Source organism: Bradyrhizobium sp. 187 (genome assembly GCF_023101005.1).
GTDB classification, from domain to species: Bacteria; Pseudomonadota; Alphaproteobacteria; order Rhizobiales; family Xanthobacteraceae; genus Bradyrhizobium; species Bradyrhizobium canariense_D.
In genome coordinates this window covers 326422-348084 of the sequence record NZ_CP064693.1, presented here as the reverse complement: position 1 = coordinate 348084, position 21663 = coordinate 326422, and the positions used below count along the sequence as shown (strand labels likewise).

Annotated in this window: 24 protein-coding genes; 11 read left to right on the top strand and 13 right to left on the bottom strand. The window is 64.6% G+C overall.

Annotation, left to right across the window (positions count from 1 at the left end):
* The first annotated feature begins 16 nt into the window (after positions 1-16).
* On the top strand, positions 17-1102 hold the full coding sequence (gene prfA, locus IVB19_RS01635) for a peptide chain release factor 1 (RefSeq protein WP_085348398.1): 1086 nt from the start codon (positions 17-19) through the stop codon (positions 1100-1102).
* Positions 1103-1135: 33 nt separating this feature from the next.
* On the opposite strand, the gene IVB19_RS01630 is transcribed toward prfA, so the two are convergent.
* Positions 1136-1606 carry a MarR family winged helix-turn-helix transcriptional regulator gene (locus tag IVB19_RS01630; protein ID WP_247821743.1) on the bottom strand — a complete coding sequence of 157 codons (471 nt, stop codon included), beginning with the start codon at positions 1604-1606 and terminating at the stop codon, positions 1136-1138.
* Between the two features lie 112 nt (positions 1607-1718).
* Entirely contained in the window at positions 1719-2333 is a 615-nt protein-coding gene (locus IVB19_RS01625; protein WP_247820905.1) for a hypothetical protein, read from the bottom strand.
* Positions 2334-2584: 251 nt separating this feature from the next.
* On the opposite strand from IVB19_RS01625, the gene IVB19_RS01620 reads away from it, so the two are divergent.
* The 4 genes from IVB19_RS01620 to IVB19_RS01605 all read left to right on the top strand — a co-directional run bounded on the left by IVB19_RS01620 (position 2585) and on the right by IVB19_RS01605 (position 7448).
* Positions 2585-3919, top strand: a complete 1335-nt coding sequence (locus tag IVB19_RS01620; RefSeq protein ID WP_018452891.1) for a substrate-binding protein — start codon at positions 2585-2587, stop codon at positions 3917-3919.
* Positions 3920-4018: 99 nt separating this feature from the next.
* Positions 4019-4894 (top strand): branched-chain amino acid ABC transporter permease, encoded by an 876-nt coding sequence (locus IVB19_RS01615; protein ID WP_247820904.1) that lies wholly within the window; start codon positions 4019-4021, stop codon positions 4892-4894.
* Positions 4895-4905: 11 nt separating this feature from the next.
* Positions 4906-6753, top strand: a complete 1848-nt coding sequence (locus tag IVB19_RS01610) for a branched-chain amino acid ABC transporter ATP-binding protein/permease (protein ID WP_085348401.1) — start codon at positions 4906-4908, stop codon at positions 6751-6753.
* Complete coding sequence (locus IVB19_RS01605; RefSeq protein ID WP_247820903.1) at positions 6750-7448, top strand: ABC transporter ATP-binding protein; 699 nt, start codon at positions 6750-6752, stop codon at positions 7446-7448. Before IVB19_RS01610 ends, IVB19_RS01605 begins: the two co-directional genes overlap by 4 nt.
* Here the strand turns inward: IVB19_RS01605 and IVB19_RS01600 are convergent.
* Positions 7445-7864: an HIT family protein gene (locus tag IVB19_RS01600; protein WP_018452887.1), complete on the bottom strand. Its 420-nt coding sequence runs from the start codon at positions 7862-7864 to the stop codon at positions 7445-7447. The genes IVB19_RS01605 and IVB19_RS01600 overlap by 4 nt on opposite strands.
* A gap of 90 nt (positions 7865-7954) precedes the next feature.
* Here IVB19_RS01600 and prmC point away from each other — a divergent pair, with 90 nt between their 5' ends.
* Together prmC and IVB19_RS01590 are read left to right on the top strand one after the other, a co-directional pair.
* Positions 7955-8851, top strand: a complete 897-nt coding sequence (gene prmC / locus IVB19_RS01595) for a peptide chain release factor N(5)-glutamine methyltransferase (protein ID WP_247820902.1) — start codon at positions 7955-7957, stop codon at positions 8849-8851.
* Between the two features lie 462 nt (positions 8852-9313).
* Positions 9314-10108, top strand: a complete 795-nt coding sequence (locus tag IVB19_RS01590) for a DUF4167 domain-containing protein (protein WP_018452885.1) — start codon at positions 9314-9316, stop codon at positions 10106-10108.
* A 71-nt stretch (positions 10109-10179) separates the two neighbouring features.
* Here the strand turns inward: IVB19_RS01590 and IVB19_RS01585 are convergent, their stop codons facing one another.
* Positions 10180-10926 carry a class I SAM-dependent methyltransferase gene (locus IVB19_RS01585; RefSeq protein ID WP_007599158.1) on the bottom strand — a complete coding sequence of 249 codons (747 nt, stop codon included), beginning with the start codon at positions 10924-10926 and terminating at the stop codon, positions 10180-10182.
* Between the two features lie 109 nt (positions 10927-11035).
* On the opposite strand from IVB19_RS01585, the gene gloB reads away from it, so the two are divergent.
* Together gloB and IVB19_RS01575 are read left to right on the top strand one after the other, a co-directional pair.
* Positions 11036-11803 (top strand): hydroxyacylglutathione hydrolase, encoded by a 768-nt coding sequence (gene gloB / locus IVB19_RS01580; protein WP_247820901.1) that lies wholly within the window; start codon positions 11036-11038, stop codon positions 11801-11803.
* A gap of 23 nt (positions 11804-11826) precedes the next feature.
* On the top strand, positions 11827-12249 hold the full coding sequence (locus IVB19_RS01575) for a cupin domain-containing protein (RefSeq protein ID WP_018452883.1): 423 nt from the start codon (positions 11827-11829) through the stop codon (positions 12247-12249).
* Positions 12250-12283: 34 nt separating this feature from the next.
* On the opposite strand, the gene yddG is transcribed toward IVB19_RS01575, so the two are convergent.
* The 3 genes from yddG to IVB19_RS01560 form a co-directional block, all read right to left on the bottom strand.
* Entirely contained in the window at positions 12284-13153 is an 870-nt protein-coding gene (yddG, locus tag IVB19_RS01570) for an aromatic amino acid exporter YddG (RefSeq protein WP_247820900.1), read from the bottom strand.
* 127 nt (positions 13154-13280) lie between these two features.
* A complete protein-coding gene (phbB, locus tag IVB19_RS01565; protein ID WP_018452881.1) occupies positions 13281-14006 on the bottom strand; it encodes an acetoacetyl-CoA reductase in 726 nt (241 codons plus the stop codon).
* 240 nt (positions 14007-14246) lie between these two features.
* The gene (locus IVB19_RS01560) at positions 14247-15425 is read right to left on the bottom strand and encodes an acetyl-CoA C-acetyltransferase (RefSeq protein WP_018452880.1); all 1179 of its coding nucleotides are present in this window, start codon (positions 15423-15425) and stop codon (positions 14247-14249) included.
* Positions 15426-15728: 303 nt separating this feature from the next.
* Here IVB19_RS01560 and phaR point away from each other — a divergent pair, with 303 nt between their 5' ends.
* A complete protein-coding gene (gene phaR, locus IVB19_RS01555) occupies positions 15729-16325 on the top strand; it encodes a polyhydroxyalkanoate synthesis repressor PhaR (protein WP_018452879.1) in 597 nt (198 codons plus the stop codon).
* 69 nt (positions 16326-16394) lie between these two features.
* On the opposite strand, the gene IVB19_RS01550 is transcribed toward phaR, so the two are convergent.
* Complete coding sequence (locus IVB19_RS01550) at positions 16395-17282, bottom strand: branched-chain amino acid aminotransferase (RefSeq protein WP_018452878.1); 888 nt, start codon at positions 17280-17282, stop codon at positions 16395-16397.
* 117 nt (positions 17283-17399) lie between these two features.
* Between IVB19_RS01550 and IVB19_RS01545 the strand changes: the two genes are divergently transcribed.
* The gene (locus IVB19_RS01545; RefSeq protein ID WP_247820899.1) at positions 17400-18335 is read left to right on the top strand and encodes an alpha/beta hydrolase; all 936 of its coding nucleotides are present in this window, start codon (positions 17400-17402) and stop codon (positions 18333-18335) included.
* Positions 18336-18383: 48 nt separating this feature from the next.
* Here the strand turns inward: IVB19_RS01545 and IVB19_RS01540 are convergent, their stop codons facing one another.
* From IVB19_RS01540 to IVB19_RS01520, 5 genes are all read right to left on the bottom strand, one after another.
* Positions 18384-18629, bottom strand: coding sequence for a hypothetical protein (locus tag IVB19_RS01540; RefSeq protein WP_018452876.1), 246 nt, complete (start codon positions 18627-18629; stop codon positions 18384-18386).
* Positions 18630-18740: 111 nt separating this feature from the next.
* On the bottom strand, positions 18741-19301 hold the full coding sequence (locus IVB19_RS01535; protein ID WP_018452875.1) for a carboxymuconolactone decarboxylase family protein: 561 nt from the start codon (positions 19299-19301) through the stop codon (positions 18741-18743).
* Positions 19302-19403: 102 nt separating this feature from the next.
* Entirely contained in the window at positions 19404-19991 is a 588-nt protein-coding gene (locus IVB19_RS01530) for a peroxidase-related enzyme (RefSeq protein ID WP_018452874.1), read from the bottom strand.
* The gene (locus IVB19_RS01525) at positions 19991-20479 is read right to left on the bottom strand and encodes a CMD domain-containing protein (RefSeq protein WP_018452873.1); all 489 of its coding nucleotides are present in this window, start codon (positions 20477-20479) and stop codon (positions 19991-19993) included. The genes IVB19_RS01530 and IVB19_RS01525 overlap by 1 nt, the downstream gene beginning before the upstream one ends.
* The gene (locus IVB19_RS01520; RefSeq protein ID WP_039798756.1) at positions 20476-21633 is read right to left on the bottom strand and encodes a PLP-dependent cysteine synthase family protein; all 1158 of its coding nucleotides are present in this window, start codon (positions 21631-21633) and stop codon (positions 20476-20478) included. Before IVB19_RS01520 ends, IVB19_RS01525 begins: the two co-directional genes overlap by 4 nt.
* Positions 21634-21663: the final 30 nt, after the last annotated feature.

Sequence of the window (21663 nt, the reverse complement as noted above, 5' to 3'; positions counted from 1 at the left end):
ATTTGAGACCGAACCGATGTCGTCACTCCCCGAAGCCAAACTGGACGTCCTGCTCGCGCATCACGCCTCACTCGAGGCCGAATCGCTCGGTCAGCTCGCCTCCGAACGCTATGTGCAGATCACGCGTGAGCTCGCCGAGCTCACGCCATTGATCGAAGCGGTCAAGACCTATCGTTCGGCCCTCAAGGAGCTCGCCGACACCGAGGCGCTGATCGCCGATCCCGCGACCGATGCCGAGATGCGCGCCATGGCGGAAGCCGAGCGCGGCGAGCTGACGCCGAAGATCGAGGAGTTGGTCCAGAAGATCCGCGTCGCGCTGCTGCCGAAGGACGCCATGGACGATCGCAACGTGGTGCTGGAAATCCGCGCCGGCACCGGCGGCGACGAGGCTTCGCTGTTTGCCGGCGACCTGTTCCGGATGTATGAGCGCTTCGCGGCCCTGCAGGGCTGGAAGGTCGAGGTGATCTCGGCCAGCGAAGGCAGCGTCGGCGGCTACAAGGAAATCATCGCCGAGGTGCAGGGCCGCGGCGCGTTCTCTAAGCTGAAGTTCGAGTCCGGCGTGCACCGGGTGCAGCGCGTGCCGGACACCGAGACGCAGGGGCGCATCCACACATCTGCCGCCACCGTCGCCGTGATGCCCGAGGTGGAGGAGGTCGACGTCGAGATCCGGAACGATGATTTGCGTATCGAGACGATGCGCGCCGGAGGCGCCGGCGGCCAGCACGTCAACAAGACCGAATCGGCGATCCGCATCACCCACATCCCGACCGGCATCGTGGTGATGATGCAGGATAGCCGCTCGCAGCACAAGAATCGCGCTTCCGCCATGAACATCCTGCGCTCGCGCATCTACGACGCCGAGCAGCAACGCCTCGACGCGGCGCGCTCGGCCGAGCGCAAGGAGAAGGTCGGCTCCGGCGACCGCAGCGAGCGCATCCGCACTTATAATTTCCCGCAAGGACGCGTCACCGATCACCGCATCAATTTGACGCTCTATAAGCTGCCGCAGGTGATGGCGGGCGAAGCGCTGGGCGAACTGACCGACGCGCTGACCACCGAGCACCAGGCCGCGCAGCTCGCCGCTCAGGGCGCGGCGGCGTAGAGCTCGCGGCTTCGCGCTTTCTTCAGCGTGTCCTCAGCATCTCTTGGCTCGAAACGCTCGCAGGATCTTGCCCAAACCGGGCGCGGCGGCGCTGAGCTCGTCCAGATGGATGCGCGAGAGGGATCGCAGCTTCCGCTCGCCCTTCGCTGTCAGCTTGACCAGGACGCGCCGCGCATCATCCGGGTCGGCTTCCCGGCCAATCAGCTTCAGTTTCGCCATGCGATCCACCAGCTCCACCGCGGTGTGGTGCCGGATCAGCAGGAAGCGCGCGATGTCGCCGACGCTGGCGCCGTCAGGGGCGGCCAATCCTTTGATCGCCAGCAGCGCCTGGTGCTGCTGCGGCGTCAAGCCGGCGCTCTGGGCCGCGGCTTCGCTGAAGGCCAGGAAGGTTCGGAGCTGATAGCGAAACTGCGCAAGCGCCCCGTAGTCGGCCTCGCGCATCGCGCCACCTTTTGTGGCCACAGCACGCGATGGGCGTGTCGTCTTCCGCTTCGATGGGGCCATTCCCTGCCTGCGACGTCGAGCCAGCCGGCGCAACGGGCGGCCTCACCGAGACTAGCAAGGAAGGCCAAGCCGAACCAACCGACCGGCGCCCCGGATACACAAATATCGCCAGCTATTCGAAGCTGGACAGCAGGATCTTCACCAGGATGACCTGGAACGCGATCGGGATGCGGACGCTTTTCCGCCGGATCGAGCGCTGCAGCGCGCCGGCAATCTCGGCGCTGGTCAAGGCGCCCGCGGATGCATTGCTAATCAATTCCGCCCACATCTGCGACAGCGACCCCCCGGGCGGAATCACCGGCTTGATCGTCACGCCACAGCCCTGCGCCCAGTCGATGATTTCCCTCATCGTGTGAGGACCGCAATTGCGCGCGGTCGCGAGGCGTTCAGCCGTCAGCGCAAGCAGCAATTCGCGCGAGGGCGACCAGTTCCCCTTCGGCGGCTGCTCGGCAGTGAGCTCGACCGCGAGCTCCTTGAGGACGTTCTGGGCGCGCACGCTCAACTTCTGCATCGGACCTGGTGCGCGCTTCGCCTGAACGGGGCCGACGACGGGCCCGCGCCGGCCGGCCGGCCAGTTGCGCGGATCGGGCATGCGCGAGGCATCGCCGGACTGCGGTGTCGCCCGCTGCCCGCTCACCTCTTCCGGCCACGCCGCCTCCTGCCGCTCCGCACCTTGCGGCCACGACCCTCGCTTTCGGGTACCCGCCACTGTCGTCTGCCGCGCCATTTCTCTCGCCGAACTCACCAGCCTCGTACTCACAAAGGCTAATATATATCGTGATGCGATATGTTTTCACGAGATAATTTTCGGCGTTCGACCAAAGACGAAATTGACAGAAGGCGTTCACAAGCAATGCTTGCGCCCAAGAGCTACACGCGGATGTGACGTGCCCGGCGCGGACAGGCCTTCGAGGCCGGCTGCCGTCGGACAGGTCGTGCTTTGCCTGCAAACAAGAACGACGTTCGGAGGAAACGATCATGACTGACAATCTCATCCGCCGCGGCCTTTCGCGCCGTGGCCTGCTTCAGACCACCGCGGGCCTCATCGGTGGCGCGGTTCTGCCGGGGATGCCGGCGTTTGCCGAGGACAAGCCGGCGATCGGCTCCTACCCCGCAGGGGTCTCGGGCTCCACCGCCTTCATCGGCATCTCGGTGCCGCGCACCGGCACCTATGCCGTGCAGGGTGAAGACGAGCTCAAGGGCTACCAGCTCGCGATCGAGCACATCAATGAAGGCCACGAGCTGATCAAGAAGATCTCGCCCAAGACCAGCAAGGGCGTGCTCGGCAAGGAGCTGAAGTTCGGCGTCGCCGATTCCGCGGCCAAGCCGAACGAGGCAGTGCAGGCGCAGCAGCGCTTCATCAGCGAGAACAAGGCGATCATGATCACCGGCGGCACGTCGAGCGCCGTTGCGGTGGCGCTGAACAAGCTCGCCCAGCGCGAACATGTGATTTTCGTATGCGGCATTTCCGGCTCGAACGACACCACCGGCAAGGATTGCGTCCGCTACGGCTTTCGCCAGAACTTCTACGGCCAGACTGCGGCCGCAGCGATCGGCCCGGTGATGGTACGTGAGTTCGGCAAGGGCAAGAAGGCGGCGTATCTGACGCCCGACTACACCTACGGCCACACCGTTACCAAATCGATGCAGGACTTCCTGGCGACCGCCGGCTGGACCACCGTGACCAACCAGGTCGCCCCGCTCGGCGCCCCCGACTATTCCTCATACCTGCTGAACGTCGCCAACTCCGGCGCCGACGTGCTGATCAACGTCAATTGGGGCCACGACGCGGTACTGTCGACACAACAGGCCAAGCAGTTTGGCGTGCTCGACAAGATGAAGCTGGTCGTGCCGTACCAGGTGCCTTTCATCGCGCGCGAGACCGGGGGCCTGATGCAGGGCGTCTACGCCGCCACCGACTATTGGTGGACCATCGAGGACAAGTTCCCGCTGGCGAAAATGTTCAACGAAGCGTTCGAGAAGAAGTACGGCTACAAGCCCGAATGGGGCGCCGAGAACGCCTATGTCAGCTTCGCGCATTGGGCGCACATGTGCGAGCAGGCCGGCAGCTTCAGTCCGCCTGACGTGATCAAGACCTACGAGAAGGGCGAGACGATCCCCTCCCTGGTCGGCGACGTCCATTACCGCCCGGAGGATCACCAATGCGTCCGCCCGGTGATCATCGTCAAGGGCAAGCAGCAGAAGGACATGAAGAACAAGGAAGACTGGTACGACGTCGTCGAGATCGTCCCGGGTGAAGGCCTGATGCAGAAGCCCGACGCCTTCGGCTGCCATCTCGGCGACTACAGCTGAGACCTCGCCAACCCCTGTGACGCCGCGGACTGCACTCCGGTCCCGCGGCGTCGCCTTTTTCTGACGCGCAACATCGCGCGCCACAACAGCGATTGTCGCATGATAAGTTGGCCCAACCTCGTTTCACAGCTTTTCAACGGGCTCGCGCTCGGCGCCCTGCTCGCGCTGATCAGCTCCGGCCTGACCATCATCTACGGCACGCTCGGCGTGCTCAACCTCGCACACGGCGCGATGTTCATGATCGGCGGCTATGCCGGCTTCGTCGCCTATCAGTACACGGAGTCGTTCATCCTTGCCGTGATCGCGGGCTCCCTGTTCGTGATGCTGCTCGGCGTTCTCATGGAACGCGTCATCATCCGTCATTTCTATCATCGTCCGCACGAGGATCAGCTGCTCGTGACCTTCGGGCTCGGCATCTGTTTCGTCGAGCTCGTGCGCCTGATCTTCTCGAGCCAGTCGCAGCTGGTGCCGCCGCCGGCGCTATTCCAGGGCATCACCAATCTCGGCTTCATGTTCTATCCGACCTACCGCCTCGCCGTCGTCGGCATCGTCGCGATCGCCCTCGGCGCATTGTTCATCGTGCTCTACCGGACCCGGCTGGGCATGATTGTGCGCGCCGGCATCGAGGATTCGGTGATGGTGGATTCGCTTGGCATCAATGTCTATCGCGTCTTCATGGCGGTCTTCGGCATCGGCGCAATGGCCGCCGGCTTTGCCGGCATCGTCAACGCGCCGGTGGTGTCGCTGACACCGGGCATCGGTGACGACATCCTGGTCCAGACTTTCGTGGTGGTGGTGATCGGTGGCGTCGGTTCGTTCCCCGGCGCAATTCTCGGCGGCCTGATCGCCGGCGAGATCATCAGCGTCACCTCCATGTTCAACCCCGGCTATGCCTATGTGATGCTGTTTGCGGCGATGACGCTCGTACTCGTGGTACGACCGCATGGCCTGCTCGGCGTCCAGGGCCGCGAGTAAGCGATCACCTGATGCTCAAGCAACGCCCCTTCCTGATCGAAGCCCTGACTGCGATCGGCTTGATCGCAGCCCCCTTCGTGCTGCCTCATCTCGGCTTCGCGCCGAACACCGTGAACAGGATCCTGGTCTGGGGCCTGTTCGGGCTCGGCTTCGACATCCTGTTCGGCTTCACCGGCCTGCTCTCGTTCGGCCAGTCCGCCTTCTACGGCACCGGCGGCTTCGTCGCCGCCTACCTGCTGACCCGCGCGGGCTTCGGCAACGTGCTGGGCGCGCTGATCATCGGCATGATCGCGGCCGCAGCGACCGGCTACCTGATCGGCCTGATCGCATTGCGCCGCACCGGCATCTATTTCGCGATGATCACCGTGGCAATCGCGGAAGTGTTCTTCTTCGTCGAATTCAATCCACTTTCCGATTTCACCGGCGGCGAAAACGGCCTGCCCGGCGTGCCGACGCCGAGCTTCAATCTCGGCTTCACCTCCATCCACTTCACCAATGGCTGGTCGCTCTATCAGTTCATCGCGCTGTGCTATTTCGTCGGCGTCGTCATCGCCCTCAGGATCGTGCGCTCGCCGGTCGGCGCGGTTCTGAGTGCGATCCGCGACAATCCGCTGCGCGCCACGGCGGTCGGCCACAACATCCATGGCTACAAGCTGACCGCCTTCGTGATCGCAGCCGCTTACGCGGGCTTCGCCGGCGGACTGCTCGGCGTGCTCCAGGCCTTCATGCCGCCCGACGCCTTCACCTTCGACACCTCGGGCCAGCTCGTGATGCAGACGGCCATCGGCGGCAGGGGCACGCTGTTCGGACCGCTGGTCGGCGCAACCGTTTGGCTGTTCCTTCAGGACTTCCTGCAGTCCGCACTGGGCCTCGGCGCAGCCTGGAAGTTGGTGCTGGGTGTCGTGTTCGTGCTGCTGGTCTGCTTCCTGCGCGGCGGCATCATCGGCGGCCTTGCCGATCTCTACCGCCTCGTCTCGGGAAAGCGAAAGCAGGCGGATGCGGAGATGGAGCAGGACGCCGCTGACACCGAGGCCAGGCTGCAACCTCCACCGGCGCCGATGCAGGCCAAGGAGGTCGAGCACCCCGCCTATTCCGGGCCGATCCTGAAAGCCACCGGCCTGACCAAGCGCTATGGCGGCCTCGTTGCCAACAGCGACATCGATTTCAGCGTCAATCGGGGCGAGCTGCGCGGGATCATCGGCCCCAACGGCGCCGGCAAATCAACCTTTTTCAAGATGCTGACCTGCGAGATCGCGCCGAGCTCCGGCCAGATCGTGTTCGAGGGCCGCGACATCACGGGATTGAAGGTCACCGAGGTTTGCCAGCTCGGACTGACCAAAAGCTACCAGGTCAACCAGCTCTTCACCGGGTTGACGGTGCGGGAGAACCTGACGATCGCAGCCCTTGCCGAACTGCGCGGAAAATTCCGGCTCGACCTGTTCCGCACGCTCGGCGGCGTCAAGGGCCTGACGGAGCAGGTGGCGCACACGCTCGCTTTGGTGAACCTGACCCGTCGTGCCGACACGCCCGTGTCCGAGCTCGCCTATGGCGAGAAGCGCAGGCTGGAAATCGGGCTTGCGCTCGCCACGTCGCCGCGCCTGTTGCTGCTTGACGAGCCGCTCGCCGGCATGAGCCCGCGAGAGCGTCTCGAGACCGTCAAGCTGCTCAAGTCGATCGCGCGCGGCCGTACCATGATCATCATCGACCACGACATGGATTCGCTGTTCGAGTTGGTCGAGCGCGTCACCGTGCTCCAGGAAGGCCGGGTGCTGGTCTCCGGCACGCCGGAGGAAATCAAGGCCAACGCCGCCGTCCAGGAAGCCTATCTCGGTGGCGTGCACGGAGAGATCGCGGCATGAGCCTGATCGAGGTCAACGGCCTGAACAGCTATTACGGGGACTCCCACATCCTGTTCGACGTCGCCATGCATGTCGAGCCTCACGAGGTGGTGGCGCTGCTCGGACGCAACGGCGCCGGCAAGAGCACCACGCTGAAGAGCCTTATGGGCGTCGTGACGCCGCGTAGCGGCAGCGTGAAATTCGACGGCATCGATATCGCCGGGCGCAAGAGCCACAGAATCGCGCAGGCCGGCATGCAGCTCGTGCACGAGGAACGCCGCATTTTCGGCAGCCTGTCGGTGGAGGAAAACATCGTCCTCGCCGGCATCACCGCGCCGAAACGCTGGCCGCTCGATCGCATCTACGAGATGTTTCCGCGGCTGAAGCAGCGGCGCAACAACCGCGGCACCGAGCTATCCGGGGGCGAACAGCAGATGCTCGCGATCGCACGGGCGCTCGTGCGTGATCCCAAGATCGTGCTGCTGGACGAGCCGTTCGAGGGACTCGCGCCCGTCATCGTCCACGATCTGGTCAAGGCCTGCCGCGAGCTCGCCGCCGCCGGCCAGACCATCGTGCTGGTCGAGCAGAACCTGGCGGCGACGCTGGCGCTGGCGACACGGATCTACATCATCAACAACGGACATATCGTGCACGAAGGGCCGGCGCGGGAGCTCAAGGCCCAGCCGGAGCTGCTCCAGCGCTATCTCGGTGTCTAGAGCGCGGCGATCATTCGCCTGGCGTGAGCGGCGAGCACCGCCGTATCCTCCTTGCGCGTCTGCGCCGGCAGCAGCTCGATTCCGGCCCTGACCGGCATGACGTGCATGTGCAGGTGAAAGACCACCTGGCCGCTGGCCGGCTCGCTGAACTGCTGAAGGATGATGCCCTCGGCGTCGAACGCCTTCATCGCGGCAATCGCGATCCGCTTGGCGGTTCGGGCGACCGCGGCGAGGTCGTCATCCGCGATGTCGAGGATGCCGCGTGCCGGCGCCCGGGGAACGACCAGCGTGTGCCCGGGCGAACGCGGCATGATGTCGAGGAAGGCGAGGCTACGGTCGTCCCTGAAAACCTCGAAACAGGGGATCTCGCCACGCAGGATCTTTGCGAAGACGTTCTGATCGTCGTAGGGCGTCATGGACCCTCCTTGGGTTGCGAGGCGCGATCTGACGCGCTCCTTTTCATTGACGCAAGCAAGCCAGCCGATCTATCCACGATGCTAGGCAGGATGGTTCCATTGGCGACAGATTTCGATCCCGGACACAGCATCGAGAGTGCGCGGCGCGTGCTTGCGGCACGGCTGCAATCGGCCGGCATCGAGCAGCCCGCCCTCGATGCGCGCCTGCTCGTCGGAGCTGCGCTGAGGCTTGATCTGACCGGGATGGTGACGCAGGCGGGCCGACAACTCGCGCCTGAAGAGGCTGCGCGGCTGGAAGCGTATGCGCAGCGCCGGCTCGCGCATGAGCCCGTCGCCCGCATTCTCGGCGCTCGGGAATTCTGGGGCCTGCCGTTCCAGCTATCCGAGGCGACGCTGGTGCCGCGGCCGGATACCGAGACCGTGGTCGAACTGGCGCTCGAGATCTTTCATGGGCTCACGAATTCGGGACGGCGCCCGCGCATCGCCGATATCGGCACCGGATCCGGCGCCATCCTGCTGGCGCTGCTGCACGAAATTCCCGGCGCCGTCGGCGTCGGCACCGATCTCAGTCTGACCGCGCTCAAGACCGCCAGAGACAACGCCGCGGCTCTTGGCCTCGCCGACCGCGCGAGCTTCGTTGCCTGCTCCTACGCAGCGGCGCTCCGCGGCCCGTTCGACCTCGTCGTGTCGAATCCGCCCTACATCCCGTCGGCCGAAATTCCGAAACTGAGCATCGAGGTGCGCGAGCACGATCCGCATCTGGCGCTCGACGGCGGCAATGACGGTTACGACGCCTATCGCGCCCTGATCCCACAGGCGACTGAACGTCTCGCCGCCGGCGGAGCACTGATCGTCGAGGCCGGACAGGGCCAGGCCCGAAATATTGAAACCTTGATGACGGCTGCCGCGTTGGTCGTGGACAGGCCGCCCAAGGCCGATCTGGCGGGCATCCCACGGGCGGTTTCGGCCCGGAAAATGCCCCCATAAAAGCCGGATTGGGCTGCAAAAAACCTCTTGGAATATCCCTTGGGAACGACTACCTTCCTATCAACACATCGGTGCCGGCCCCGTAGACCTACGGGCGAAAGCCGGGCTCTCGGGCGAGAGCTTACTGATAATGGTTCCAAGCCGCAGGTCCTGTTGAGCGCGATGGCCATTTGAGCTGCGCTGCTTACCGACCGCAACGTGAACGAAAGCCTGATATTGCGCTTGAAGACTTACGCAACAAAGCAGGGCTTGTTTCGGCAGGCGATATGAATGGGTTCGCTGGCGATGGATGCTGGCGGTGGGGAACGCGTCTTTTGTTGAACGCGACGGTCGACGAACATCGGCAGGGATCAATCCGCTCTTGCGTGCGGTTGCGCGCAAGCGATGTGAACCGCTGTCATCAAGTCACTCTCGGCAATCAGTAATGCGTGCAACCTTTAGGGCTGGAATTAAAGGCAGAACATGAGAAACGGTCAGAACAAGCAGCGGATGCGCAACCGCAACAATAATAATAACAATAACAACAATAATAACCGGCGCGGCCAGAACCCGATGACCCGGGTCTACGAGTCCAACGGACCTGACATCAAGATCCGCGGCACGGCTTCGCATATTGCTGAAAAGTATCTCCAGCTCGCGCGCGACGCGCGCTCCTCCGGAGACCCCGTTGCGGCCGAGAACTACTACCAGCATGCCGAGCATTATTTTCGTCTGATCGCGACGGCTCAGGAACAGTTCCGGCAGAACCAGCAACCGCGCGGCGACGAGCCCATCAGCAACAACAGCGGTGACGACGGCGAGGACGACGGCGAGAATTTCTCGAATTTCGGCCAGGAACCGGGTTTTGTCCCACAGCCGCCACCGCCGCCCTTCACCCGCGACCGCGACGGCCCGCGCGATCATCAGCCGCGTGATCATCAGCCCCGCGACAACCATGCTTATCAGCGCGACAACCAGCAGCCGCGCGAGCATCGCGAACGCGACCATCGTCCGCAGCCGCAATATCAGCCCCAGCCGCAACCGCTACCGCTGAACCAGCCTCAGCCCGTCGTCGCCGACGCCGTCAGCGTCGATCGTTTGCCTTCCTTCATCACCGGCCCGCAGCCGCAGGTGAGCGGTGGCGCGCCCGGCCAGGCCGGCTTCGAAGGTGGTGGTGGCGAGCGCTTTCCGCGGCGGCGCCGCCGCCCGAATGGCCCGCGCCCCGAGCGCGAAGCCGCTCCGGCCGCCTCAAGCGACGAAGTGGCTCCCGGCGAGTAAGCCTTTCGCCGGACATCTTGCGCCAGATGTCCTGACCCGAATCGTCCCGGCATGTCCGGGACGATTTGTTTTTAGCCGCGCGTCGCCGTCGTCGAGGATGGTACCAGCACCGGCTTCGCCAGTGATGGAATGAGCCGCGCCCGCTCGCGCTTGGCGGGGATCGCGCGGTAGACCTGCTTGGTCGCCTCGACGATGTGCACGCCGGCGAAGGGCAGCGACAGCGCCGCGCCGGCCCGCTCCCACATCTGTGCGGATTTCAGCACCCAGCCCCCGGCATAGGGCGGCATGAACAGCGCCTCGCCCCAGGCGGTCGGGGTGAACCAGGTCTGGCGCAACAGGTCCGTGATCTGCGAACGCGAATAGGGCCGGCCGTGACCGAACGGCGTGCTGTCGGTGCGGGTCCACACCCCGCGCCGGTTCGGGATGACCGCAATCACGCGACCGGACGGCGACAGCACGCGCCATGCCTCGCGCAGCAGCGCGGCCGGATCGTCCGACATTTCCAGTGCGTGGACCAGCAGGATGCGATCGACCGCGGCGTCGGGAAGCGGCAGCGAGAACTCGTCCACCAGCGAGGCAAGCGCCGGCCGTCCGGTGGGCCATTTCAGGACGCCCTGGGCCGAGGGCATGAAGGCGATGCAGCGCTCCGCGTCCTCGCGGAACAACCCGAGATAGGGCGTGGGATAGCCGAAGCCGAGCACCCGCTGGCCATCGACGCGCGGCCAGCGCTCCCGAATGCCGCGATTGATCATTTGCCGCGCCACAATCCCGAGGCGACGGGAGTAGAACTCGCGGAGGTCGACGACATCAATGGTCATGATCGCAATGTAACATGCACGAGGCGGCCCCCGCGCGCGGAATATTGCATTGCCTGCGCAACGTTAACGCCATATTTGTCTGACGGAGCTGAGCGCGATCGGAGATGACATGGCCGCCGAAATTCGTACTTTCACCTGTTTAAACGACAATTTCGGTTACCTCATCCACGATGTGGAAACCAAGGCGACGGCGTCGATCGACGCGCCGGAGGCCGGCCCCATCGTGAGGGCGCTCGAGCGCGAGGGGTGGCAGCTCACCGACATTCTGATCACCCATCATCATGGCGATCATGTCGGCGGGGTCGCCGAACTCAAGCAGAAATACAATTGCCGCGTCGTCGCGCCGCATGACAAGACGACGGAGATCGCAGACGTCGACCTGCGCGTCGCCAATGCCGAAATCGTCAGGGTCGGCAGCTTGCTGGGGCGCGTACTGGAGACGCCCGGCCACACGCTCGACCACATCTCCTATGTGTTCGACACCGACAAAGCGCTGTTCGCCGCCGACACGCTGTTCTCGATCGGCTGCGGCCGCGTGTTCGAGGGCACCTATCCGATGATGTGGGATTCGCTTCTGAAGCTGCGTGCCCTGCCCGGCGACTTCAAGCTCTATTGCGGCCATGAATACACGGCCTCCAACGTCAAGTTCGCGCTGACCGTCGACCCCGACAATGCGGCGCTGCAGTCGCGCGCGGCGGAGGTGGCGAGGCTGCGGGCCGAGAACAAGCCGACCATTCCCGCGCTGCTTGGTGACGAGAAGCGGACAAACGTGTTCCTGCGCGCCGACGAACCCTCGATCGCAGCCAGGCTGCACATGAAGGGCGCGGATGCCACCGCGGTGTTCGGCGAGCTGCGCGAGCGCAAGAACAAGTCTTGAAGAACAGATCCTGACGGGAATCGATGCCGACCGCAGCCGAGATCATCGCGCGCCTCGAACTCCGCCCGCATCCCGAAGGCGGGCATTACCGAGAGACGTTTCGCGACCAGACCACCGACGCCAACGGCCGCGCGCGCTCGACCCTGATCTATTTTCTGCTGGCGCGCGGCGAGCGTTCGCACTGGCATCGCATCGATGCTGTCGAGAGCTGGCACTATTACGCCGGCAGCCCGCTGACCCTGCGGATAGCGCACGAAGGCTGCTCCCAGCACGAGGTACGGCTCGGTACGGACCTGTTGAACGGCGAGCGGCCACAGGCGATCGTGCCGGCCGATGCGTGGCAGACGGCAGAGACCACCGGCGAGTGGACCCTGGTCGGCTGCACCGTGGCGCCCGCCTTCGAGTTCGCGAAGTTCGAGCTCGCGCCGAAGGGCTGGGAGCCCTAAGGCCCTGTCGCTTCGGCTTGCGCCGGCAATGATGCTACCGCTTCCGCAGCAACATGTCCTTCGCCGCAATCAGGCCGCCGCCGGCGATCAGGATCGCGGCGATGGTGATGTTGGCGCTGGCATTGGCAAAGCCAGCGGCGATGAGGAAGCCGGTCGAGAGCAGCGGCGTCGCATAGGAGGCGGCGCCGAGCACGCGGATGTCGCCACGCTTCATGCCGATGTCCCAGGCGTAGAACGCAGCACCGACGGGACCGATGCCGAGCGCGATGACGGAGAGCCATTGCGGCGTCGTGTCCGGCCACACCGTGGTTTCAAGCAGTCCATGCATCAGCGCGGCGAGCACCGCGGTGGCGAGGCAGAATCCCGCGACCGCATCGGTCGGCACCGCCTTCAGTCGCCGCGACAACACCGAATAGATCGCCCACACGAACGCTGCGATGAAGGCCGCGGCCAAACCCGGCAATTGTCCCTGCGTGAAGCCCGAGGTGTTACCGGCGAACAGCAGCACGGTGCCGACGAGGCCGAGCAGGGCGCCAACGACGTGATGCACGGCAAGCCGCTCGCCCGGCAGAAACGACGAGAACAGCACGATCAGGAGCGGCCACAGATAATTCAGCAGGCCGGCTTCAGCCGGTGGCGCAAAGCGCAGCGCGAGGAAATACAGCGCGTGATAGCCGAACAGTCCGCCGACACCGACGATCCACACGACCAGCGGCTGACGCAGGCTTTTGGCCGCTGCGCCGCGGCCGATCCAGGTGAGCAGGCCGACGAGCCCGCCGATCGCGAACGTCATCGCGGCCAGCTGGAATGCCGGGATCTTTCCGGTCGCCACCGTCATCACTGACAGCAGCGACCACATCAGGATCGCGGTCAATCCGATCAGCGTTGCGGTGCGGGGAGTCATCGATCAAAGGCTCTGAGGACGTTTATGCCCGGCACAAGGCCGGGCATTTTCGTCCTCACTATCGCCTTGTCGCGACTGAAGCTACATATTTTGCCTCAGCGACGTTGCGCCAAGAGAATGGGCGCCATCAGGCCTGATATTGGCCGCCATTGATGGTCAGCGTCGAGCCGGTCATGAAGCCGGCCTCGTCCGCCGCCAGGAACACGACCGCACGTGCGATCTCTTCCGGTTCGCCGAGCCGGTTAACCGGGATCTGCGGGATCACGTTCTTTTCCAGGACGTCCTTTGGCACTGCCTGCACCATTTCGGTGTTGATGTAGCCGGGGCAGATCGCGTTGACGGTGATGCCGCCCTTGGCGTTCTCGAGCGCAAGTGCCTTGGTGAAGCCGATGTCACCGGCCTTCGCCGCGGAATAGTTGACCTGGCCAAACTGTCCCTTTTGGCCGTTGATCGACGAGATCGAAATGATGCGGCCGAACTTGCGCGCACGCATGCCTTCAATGATGGGACGCGTCATGTTGAACAGCGAACCGAGATTGGTATTGATGACGGCGTTCCACTGCTCGAGCGTCATCTTGTGGAAGGCGGTGTCGCGGGTGATGCCGGCATTGTTGACGAGCACGTCGATCGGCCCGACGTCCGCCTCGACCTTCTTCACGCCCTCGGCGCAGGCATCGAAACTGCTGACGTCCCATTTGTAGACGGCGATGCCGGTCTCGGCCTTGAACTTCTCCGCCGCCGCGTCGTTGCCGGCATAACTCGCCGCAACCTTGTAGCCGGCCGCCTTCAGCGCTTTGCTGATCGCAGCTCCGATGCCCCGCGTACCACCCGTCACCAATGCAACACGTGCCATATCGTATTTCCTTCCCTTGGACTCTTCGGACGTTTCTGAGTGATCGTTTTTAAGTGCGGATTATGGGGGACGTTTGACGGACATCAAGAACAAAACGCCCGGCGTCGAGCCGGGCGTTTCTCTTTAGTCGAGGCTTGTACGGTTGCGAAGAATATTTGATTTGCAACCGCTGCCTTTTTAATCGCGTGCAACGCACTCAGTCACGTGTGCAGCGCACGCGCAAATGACGCGTCAACTATCTCAGTCGCGCGCCACACACATCGCGATACCCATGCCGCCACCGATGCACAGCGTGGCGAGGCCCTTCTTCGAATCGCGCTTCTGCATCTCGTGGAGCAGCGTCACCAGCACGCGGGCGCCGGAGGCACCGACCGGATGGCCGATCGCGATCGCGCCGCCGTTGACGTTGACCTTGGAGGTATCCCAGCCGAGGTCCTTGTTGACGGCACAGGCTTGCGCAGCGAAGGCTTCGTTGGCCTCGATCAGGTCGAGATCGCCGACGTTCCAGCCGGCCTTCTTCAGCGCGGCACGCGAGGCCGGGATCGGGCCCGAGCCCATGATCTTCGGATCGACGCCCGCCTGCGCCCAGGACACGATGCGCGCGAGCGGCTTCTTGCCTTCCTTGGCGGCCTGCTTGGCGGTCATCAGCACCACGGCAGCAGCGCCGTCGTTGATGCCGGACGCCGAGCCCGCGGTGACCGTGCCGTCCTTCTCGAAGGCGGGACGAAGCTTCGCCATCGCGTCGACCGTTGCGCCATGGCGCGGATATTCGTCGGCGCTGACGACGACATCGCCCTTGCGTCCCTTGATGGTGACGGGAACGATTTCGTCGTTGAATTTACCGGCCTTCTGCGCGGCCTCGGCCTTCTGCTGCGAGGCGACCGCGAACTCGTCCTGCTGGGCGCGGGTGATCTGCCACTGCCGCGCGACGTTCTCGGCGGTGTTGCCCATGTGATAGCCGTTGAAGGCGTCCCACAGACCGTCCTTGATCATGGTGTCGATGAATTCGACTGCACCCATCTTGACGCCGCCACGCAGGTACTGGGCGTGCGGAGCCATGCTCATGGATTCCTGGCCGCCGGCGACCACGATCTCGGAATCGCCGTTGAGCAGCGCCTGATAGCCGAGCGCAACGGTGCGCAGGCCCGAGCCGCAGAGCTGGTTGACACCCCAGGCCGGGCTCTCGACCGGAATGCCGGCATTGATCGAAGCCTGACGGGCCGGGTTCTGGCCCTGGGCGGCGGTCAGGATCTGGCCCATGATGACTTCGGAGACCCGGCCGGGCTCGATGCCGCCGCGCTCCAGCGCGGCCTTGATGGCAATGGCGCCGAGATCATGGGCGGGAAGGGTTGCGAACGCTCCGTTGAAGCTTCCGACCGGGGTGCGGGCGGCGCTGACGATGACGACATCGTCTGACATGGGCATCTCCTGGGTTGAATGGGGGCAGACGGGGCTGGGGAAACGGCTCGCCAGTCTCGGACGGCATCCTGTTAACGTCGTTGAGGCATGTCAATCGGCCGGTGGCCGAATTCATCCCGCAGCGCATTCAAAATAGCGTTCTTGGCGCTTTCGCAAGCACGTTTTTGCTGCCCGATTAACCGTGGCGCACAAAACGGTAGCGTGACCCCTTTGAAAATGCTTATTTTGTTGCGTTGCGTACTCTTCCCGCCCTGCGGCATAGCCCGTCAGGTTCCCGTTCTCCGCGCTTGCAAGTGAGAGCCCATGGCGAAATCAGACCAACCCACCACGATCAAGAAATACGCGAACCGCCGGCTCTATAACACCGGGACGAGCACTTACGTGACGCTGGAAGACCTCGCCGCCATGGTCAAGGATGGCGAAGATTTCCTGGTTTACGACGCCAAGACTGGCGACGACATCACCCGCTCCGTGCTTGCCCAGATCATCTTCGAGCAGGAGAACAAGGCCGGCCAGAACCTGCTCCCGACCACCTTCCTGCGCCAGCTGATCCGCTTCTACGGCGACAGCATGCAGATGGTGGTGCCGAAATATCTGGAGCAGGCCATCGCCTCGCTCACTCAGGAGCAGGAGAAGTTCCGCAAGCAGATCGCCACCTCGCTGTCGGGAACCCCGTTTGCGCCGCTGGAGGAACAGGTCCGCCGCAACATGGAGCTGTTCCAGCAGACCTTCTCGATGTTCAAGCCTTTCGCGCCCGGCGCAGCCCGCCCCGCGGGCTCCGCGGAGCCGGCGCCCGAGCCGGCCGCCGAAGCCCCAAAGGACAGCAATATCGACGATCTGCGCCAGCAGATGAAGGACATGCAGGAACGCCTCGAGCGGATGTCGAAGAAGGACGAGTAGGGGTTCCTGCCACGCGCTAACGCGCCTTGCTGCCACAACTCCGCCGTCGTACCGGCGAAGGTGGGGAAGCTACGCCGCCAGCTTCACTGCGTGGGCAAAGTCCCAATAGAGCTTGCGCGCGCGCGTGTAGAGCGGGCCCGGCTGCAGCTCGCGATCGTCGATGCGGATCACCGGCGCGACTTTTGCGAAATTGCCGGTCGAAAAGATCTCGTCGGCGGCGAGGAAGTCGGCGTAACGCAGCGTCTTCTCGACCACGGTGACGCCGTCGGCGCGAAGCAGGCTGACGACGCGCTGGCGGGTGATGCCGTTGAGGAAGGTGCCGTTCGGCACCGGCGTGTAGACCACGCCGTCCTTGGCCATGAACACGTTGGAATTGCCGAACTCCGCGACGTTGCCGAGCATGTCGAGCATCAGCGCGTTCTGGAAGCCGCGCGAGGCGGCCTCGGCAAGCGCGCGCGAATTGTTCGGATAGAGACAGGCGGCCTTGGCCTCAACCGGGGCGCATTCGGCGGTGGGCCTGCGGAACGGCGACAGCGTGATCGCGTTGCCGACCGGCTTTGGCATCGGCGCCTCGTAGATGCACAGGCACCAATCGGTGGTCTCGGGGTCGAACAGCACGCCGCCGCCCGCGCCGTTCCGCGCCCAGTACATCGGACGAACGTAGAGCTCGGCATTCGGCGCGAAGCGTGCGATGCCCTCGTTTGCGAGTGTCATCCAGGTTCCGGAATCGACCACCGGCTTCAGGCCAAAGTTGATCGCGGATTGATTGGCGCGGGCGACGTGGCGGTCGAGATCAGGCGCGACGCCTTCGAACGCCCGCGCGCCGTCAAACACGACCGAGCCGAGCCAGGCCGCATGCGTGCGCGGGCCCATGATCGGCACATTGCCGTCGTGCCATTTGCCCTCGAAGAAGGTCCAGCTCGGCGAATATTCGATGGGCTTTTTGATCTCGGCCATGACCGGCCTCTCCCTTGGCGTGGTGCCGCATTATAGCGCCACTATTGGGCGCAATTTCTAAATGATTCCCTGCGGGAAAATGGTGAGTTACCCTCCCGCGAGGGGAAAGGAAGCACCATGCCGCTCGATCCGCTCGCAAAGCGCTTGTTGACCATGATGGCTGCGGCTGCGCCGCAGGCACGGAGCCGGCCGAGCGTGGAAGCACGGCGGCAATCATTGGCAAAGCTGATGCAGTTTGCGCGCGCCGATGCGCCTGACGTGCCGACGTCCGACGGCGTGCTGCCTGGTCCCGGCGGCGCGCTGCCCTATCGTCTCTATTCACCCGCAGGCGCCGATGATCGCGCGCCCGGCTTCGTGTTCTTTCACGGCGGCGGGCTCGTTGCCGGCAGCATCGCCACGCATGACCGCATCGCGGCGGCGTTGGCACATGCGACCGGTTGCCGCCTCGTCTCGGTCGATTACCGGCTGGCGCCAGAGCACAAATTCCCCGCCGCCGTGGACGATGCGATTGCTGCCACCGAATGGGTGGCGCGCGAGGCCGCATCGCTCGGCATCGACGCCGGGCGTCTGGTGCTCGGCGGCGATTCCGCCGGTGCAACGCTCGCTGCGATCGTGTGTCAGGAGGCGGCGCAGACAGCTGGTCTTTCCATCGTCGCGCAATGCCTGATCTGCCCGGTGCTGGATTTCGAGGAGGCCTCGCCTTCGCGCGAGGCGTTCGTCGAGGGCCACCTGATCGACCGCGTCACGATCGAAGCCGATCTCGCCGACTATCTGCCCGAAGCCTTGGACGCTGCCGATCCCCGCATCTCGCCCTTGCGCGCGACACGGCTTGCGGGCTTGCCGACCGCCATCATTCACACCGCGGAGTTCGACCCGATGCGCGACGAGGGCAATGCCTATGCCCGCAAGCTGCTCGCTGCGGGCGTCACGGTCGAGCACGTCTGCCACGAGGGCATGGTCCACAATTTCCACGCCATGGGCGCAATTCTGCCGCAGGCGCAGCTCGTGCTGTCGCAGATCGGTGAGCAGGTCAGGCGGGCGGTGGGGACGTGAAGCACCTGGTGTTGCCGCCTCCCGCAACGGGAGAGGAAAGAGAATGCCTCACGCTCTTGCCCCGATGACGGAACGCGCCGCCGCGACGTAGTTTGGCCAATGCGCATCCGCATAACGCTCGGCCTGTCGCGCGCAGGTGATTTCGGGCGCATGCGCAGCTGCGATCATGCGCGCAAAGCGCTCTTCGGCGACCGTCACATCATCGGCCGCGGTCGAGGGCGCGGCTCCAGCGGCGGTCGGCGCAACGGCGAGTCCCGCCAGTCCGGCGAGCAGGATGCGGCGTGACGTGTCCATGGCTGTCGTTCCCTCTTCATTGCACTTCGATCGTGACCGGCGAATGCATCGCCATGGCGGCGGCAGGGTACCGTGACGCTTCCGTCCAGTCCAGCAGCTGGGGCAGTGTGGTCAGTCCGGCACCGGCACGTCGAACGTGTTCAGCGTGACCGACACCATGCAGTAAACGCCGACGAGATAGGACAGTTCGGCCGCACCGTGCTCGCCGAATTCCTTGACCGCGGCCCGATAAGTCAGTTCCGGCAGCACGCCGCCGCTGACCAATGCGGACGCCACGTCGTAGGTGACGGCTTCCTGCTTGGTGAGATCGACCGGCCGCTGTCCGGCGACGATGGTCGCGAGCTTCTCGTCGGAGAGGCCGCGCTGCTCGGCAACCAGCACATGCGCATAGAGCTCGTAGCCGGAGCGGAAATGCGAACCGGTGACGAGGATCGCGACCTCACGCACCGGAGCCGGCAGCAGCGGGTTCGCCGCGATCGCCTTGACCAGCTCCCACACAGGCTTGCCGAAGCGCGGCTCGCGGATCCATGGATTCCAGGGCCCGAGCAGCGCGCCGTCGTCGCGCATGTTCACAAAGCCCTTGAAGTGGTCCTTGATGCCCGCTCGCATGTCGTCATAGAGCGGCTTCTGTTCGGCACTCAGGTCTTTCGGATCGAGAATGGGAAGGCGCACGGCAGGTCTCCTCGTTAAGAAGCCGCGAAACTCGCCCGCAGGCGCTCGCAAGGCAAGTGAAGTTGCCGTGACATTCGGTTTGGGGCGAGCCGATGGCGTCGGTTACGATGCTTCCGGCCGCACCAGCGGCTCGCCCAGCGTATGCATCAGCCGGTTGGCCCAGCCGAAGATCGCGGCCGACAGCACCAGGTCGAGCTGCTCAAGCTCGCTCAGCCCGGCCTCGCCAAGTGCGTGCGCATCGTCTGCGCTCGCTTCGATCGGAGTCGTCGAGAGTTTTGTAGCGAAATTGAACAATGCCTGCTGGCGCGTCTCCAGCGTGGCATCGCGCTCGTCGGCAAAGATCTCCTCGACGACCTCTTTGCGCCCGGAGTAATTGATGAAGCGTGAGGCGTGCACGGCGGCGCAATAGATGCAGCGGTTGACGACCGAGGCACTCAGCGCGCCGAGCTCGCGCTCCGCCGGGGACAGGCCGTCCTTGCCATACATAATGAGGTTGAACAGCGGCGAGCGCACCGCGAGCGACTCCGGGTCATGCGCCAGCGTCAGCACGTAAGGCGAGACGCCCTTGTTGGAGGGGGTGACCTTCATCGCCGCGAGCTGCTCGGGCGTTGCCGAGGCGAGCTCGACTGGCGTGACATAAGGCGACCAGGTCGGGACCGTGGTGGTGAAGCTATGGACGACCTCGCTCATCAGGCTTCGACCTCTTTCAGGAGCCTGAGGCCGGCCAGGACCCGCAGCTGGTAGTTCACGAAGGCGCCAAGCTCGGACAGCCGCACGATATCGGCCTCGCTGACGCCGGCCACCTTCAGCGCCGCAATGTCCTGTCGCGTCGCCTCGCGCGGCGAAAGCGTCAGCAGATCGACGTGGCGGGCCATGGCATCGTGAAGAGGATCGCCGCACACACCGCCGGGCCGGGTGAGCACGGCCAAATCAAGATCGCTCGAATGCGCCAGGTAGGATTCGTAATGCGCGATCAGCGCCCCGTCGCCGACATGACGGCACATCCGCGCCGCGAGTGCCGCCCGCAAGCCGTGGCTCAGACCGCCGGGCTCGCGCGGCAGCAGCACCGCGTCATGGGCCGCTTCGCTGAGGCGCAAAATCTCGGTGCGGGCGTTCAGAGCGTGGCCGAGCCGCGACGCCGCGGGCACGCCGACAATGGTTTCGATCAGCGTGGTCAAGCATTGCTCCGCGAGCTCTGTGGATTGGCGACGTCCTCGACGGCGAGCGCCGGCGGCTGCGCCGTATCGAGAAACGCCGACAGGGCAGCCTCGATCGGCATCGGATCAAGGCCGCGAGCTTTCAGCCACGTGGGATCATAATAGGTCTGCCGGTAGCGCTCGCCGGAATCGCAGATCAGCGTGACCAGCGATCCGGTTTGACCGGCGCTGCTCATCTCCGAGGCAATGCGGCACAGCGCCAGGAAATTGGTGCCGGTCGAGCCGCCGACTGGCCGGCGGAGCCGGCGCGACAGCACGTTCATCGCTGCGATCGTTGCGACATCCGGGATCTTCATCATGCGATCGACGACGCCCGGCACGAAGGAGGGTTCGCAGCGGGGCCGACCGACGCCTTCGATCAGCGAAGGCCGCTCGCAAACATGGGAGCGGTCCTGCGAGCGGAAGCAGTCGAAGAAGGCGGAATGCTCGACATCGGCAACGCAGAGCCGCGTCGGGTACTGGCGATAGCGCAAATAGCGTCCGAGCGTGGCCGAGGTGCCACCGGTGCCCGCCCCCATCACGATCCAGTCCGGCAACGGACGCGTCTCGCCCTTCAATTGCGTGAAGATCGATTCGGCGATGTTGTTGTTGCCGCGCCAGTCGGTGGCGCGCTCGGCGAAAGTGAACTGGTCCATATAGTGGCCGTTCAGGCGGGCGGCGAGCGCCGCCGCTTCCGCATAGAGTGCACGACCGTCATCGATCAGATGGCAGTTGCCGCCATAATGCTCGATCGCGGCGATCTTCTCCGCCGATGTCGTGCGCGGCATCACGGCATAGAAGGGCACGCCGATCATCTGTGCGAAATAGGCTTCCGACACCGCGGTCGATCCCGACGAGGCTTCCACCACGGGCGTGCCTTCGCGGATGTGGCCGTTGCAGAGCGCGTAGAGGAAGAGCGAGCGCGCGAGCCGGTGCTTCAGGCTGCCGGTCGGATGCGTGGACTCGTCCTTCAGATAGATGTCGATGCCTGATAGCGCCGGCACGATCAGCCGGATCAGATGCGTGTCGGCGGTGCGGCACTGGTCGGCCTCGATCGCCGCCACGGCCTCATCGACCCAGCCGCGCCGATAGGCCGGTCCGGCCGGATTGTGGTGGCGAAAGGGGTTCGGCTCCATCGACATGACCCTCAACTTCTCATAATGCCT

Coding starts and splice junctions, on each gene's coding strand:
- phaR (WP_018452879.1), top strand. CDS start 15,729: ATGGCGAAATCAGACCAACCCACCACGATCAAGAAATACGCGAACCGC.
- IVB19_RS01615 (WP_247820904.1), top strand. CDS start 4,019: ATGATAAGTTGGCCCAACCTCGTTTCACAGCTTTTCAACGGGCTCGCG.
- IVB19_RS01590 (WP_018452885.1), top strand. CDS start 9,314: ATGAGAAACGGTCAGAACAAGCAGCGGATGCGCAACCGCAACAATAAT.
- yddG (WP_247820900.1), bottom strand. CDS start 13,153: ATGACTCCCCGCACCGCAACGCTGATCGGATTGACCGCGATCCTGATG.
- IVB19_RS01545 (WP_247820899.1), top strand. CDS start 17,400: ATGCCGCTCGATCCGCTCGCAAAGCGCTTGTTGACCATGATGGCTGCG.
- IVB19_RS01630 (WP_247821743.1), bottom strand. CDS start 1,606: ATGGCCCCATCGAAGCGGAAGACGACACGCCCATCGCGTGCTGTGGCC.
- IVB19_RS01625 (WP_247820905.1), bottom strand. CDS start 2,333: ATGGCGCGGCAGACGACAGTGGCGGGTACCCGAAAGCGAGGGTCGTGG.
- gloB (WP_247820901.1), top strand. CDS start 11,036: ATGGCCGCCGAAATTCGTACTTTCACCTGTTTAAACGACAATTTCGGT.
- IVB19_RS01520 (WP_039798756.1), bottom strand. CDS start 21,633: ATGGAGCCGAACCCCTTTCGCCACCACAATCCGGCCGGACCGGCCTAT.
- IVB19_RS01585 (WP_007599158.1), bottom strand. CDS start 10,926: ATGACCATTGATGTCGTCGACCTCCGCGAGTTCTACTCCCGTCGCCTC.
- phbB (WP_018452881.1), bottom strand. CDS start 14,006: ATGGCACGTGTTGCATTGGTGACGGGTGGTACGCGGGGCATCGGAGCT.
- IVB19_RS01560 (WP_018452880.1), bottom strand. CDS start 15,425: ATGTCAGACGATGTCGTCATCGTCAGCGCCGCCCGCACCCCGGTCGGA.
- IVB19_RS01620 (WP_018452891.1), top strand. CDS start 2,585: ATGACTGACAATCTCATCCGCCGCGGCCTTTCGCGCCGTGGCCTGCTT.
- IVB19_RS01610 (WP_085348401.1), top strand. CDS start 4,906: ATGCTCAAGCAACGCCCCTTCCTGATCGAAGCCCTGACTGCGATCGGC.
- prmC (WP_247820902.1), top strand. CDS start 7,955: ATGGTTCCATTGGCGACAGATTTCGATCCCGGACACAGCATCGAGAGT.
- IVB19_RS01530 (WP_018452874.1), bottom strand. CDS start 19,991: ATGAGCGAGGTCGTCCATAGCTTCACCACCACGGTCCCGACCTGGTCG.
- IVB19_RS01550 (WP_018452878.1), bottom strand. CDS start 17,282: ATGGCCGAGATCAAAAAGCCCATCGAATATTCGCCGAGCTGGACCTTC.
- IVB19_RS01600 (WP_018452887.1), bottom strand. CDS start 7,864: ATGACGCCCTACGACGATCAGAACGTCTTCGCAAAGATCCTGCGTGGC.
- IVB19_RS01605 (WP_247820903.1), top strand. CDS start 6,750: ATGAGCCTGATCGAGGTCAACGGCCTGAACAGCTATTACGGGGACTCC.
- prfA (WP_085348398.1), top strand. CDS start 17: ATGTCGTCACTCCCCGAAGCCAAACTGGACGTCCTGCTCGCGCATCAC.
- IVB19_RS01575 (WP_018452883.1), top strand. CDS start 11,827: ATGCCGACCGCAGCCGAGATCATCGCGCGCCTCGAACTCCGCCCGCAT.
- IVB19_RS01540 (WP_018452876.1), bottom strand. CDS start 18,629: ATGGACACGTCACGCCGCATCCTGCTCGCCGGACTGGCGGGACTCGCC.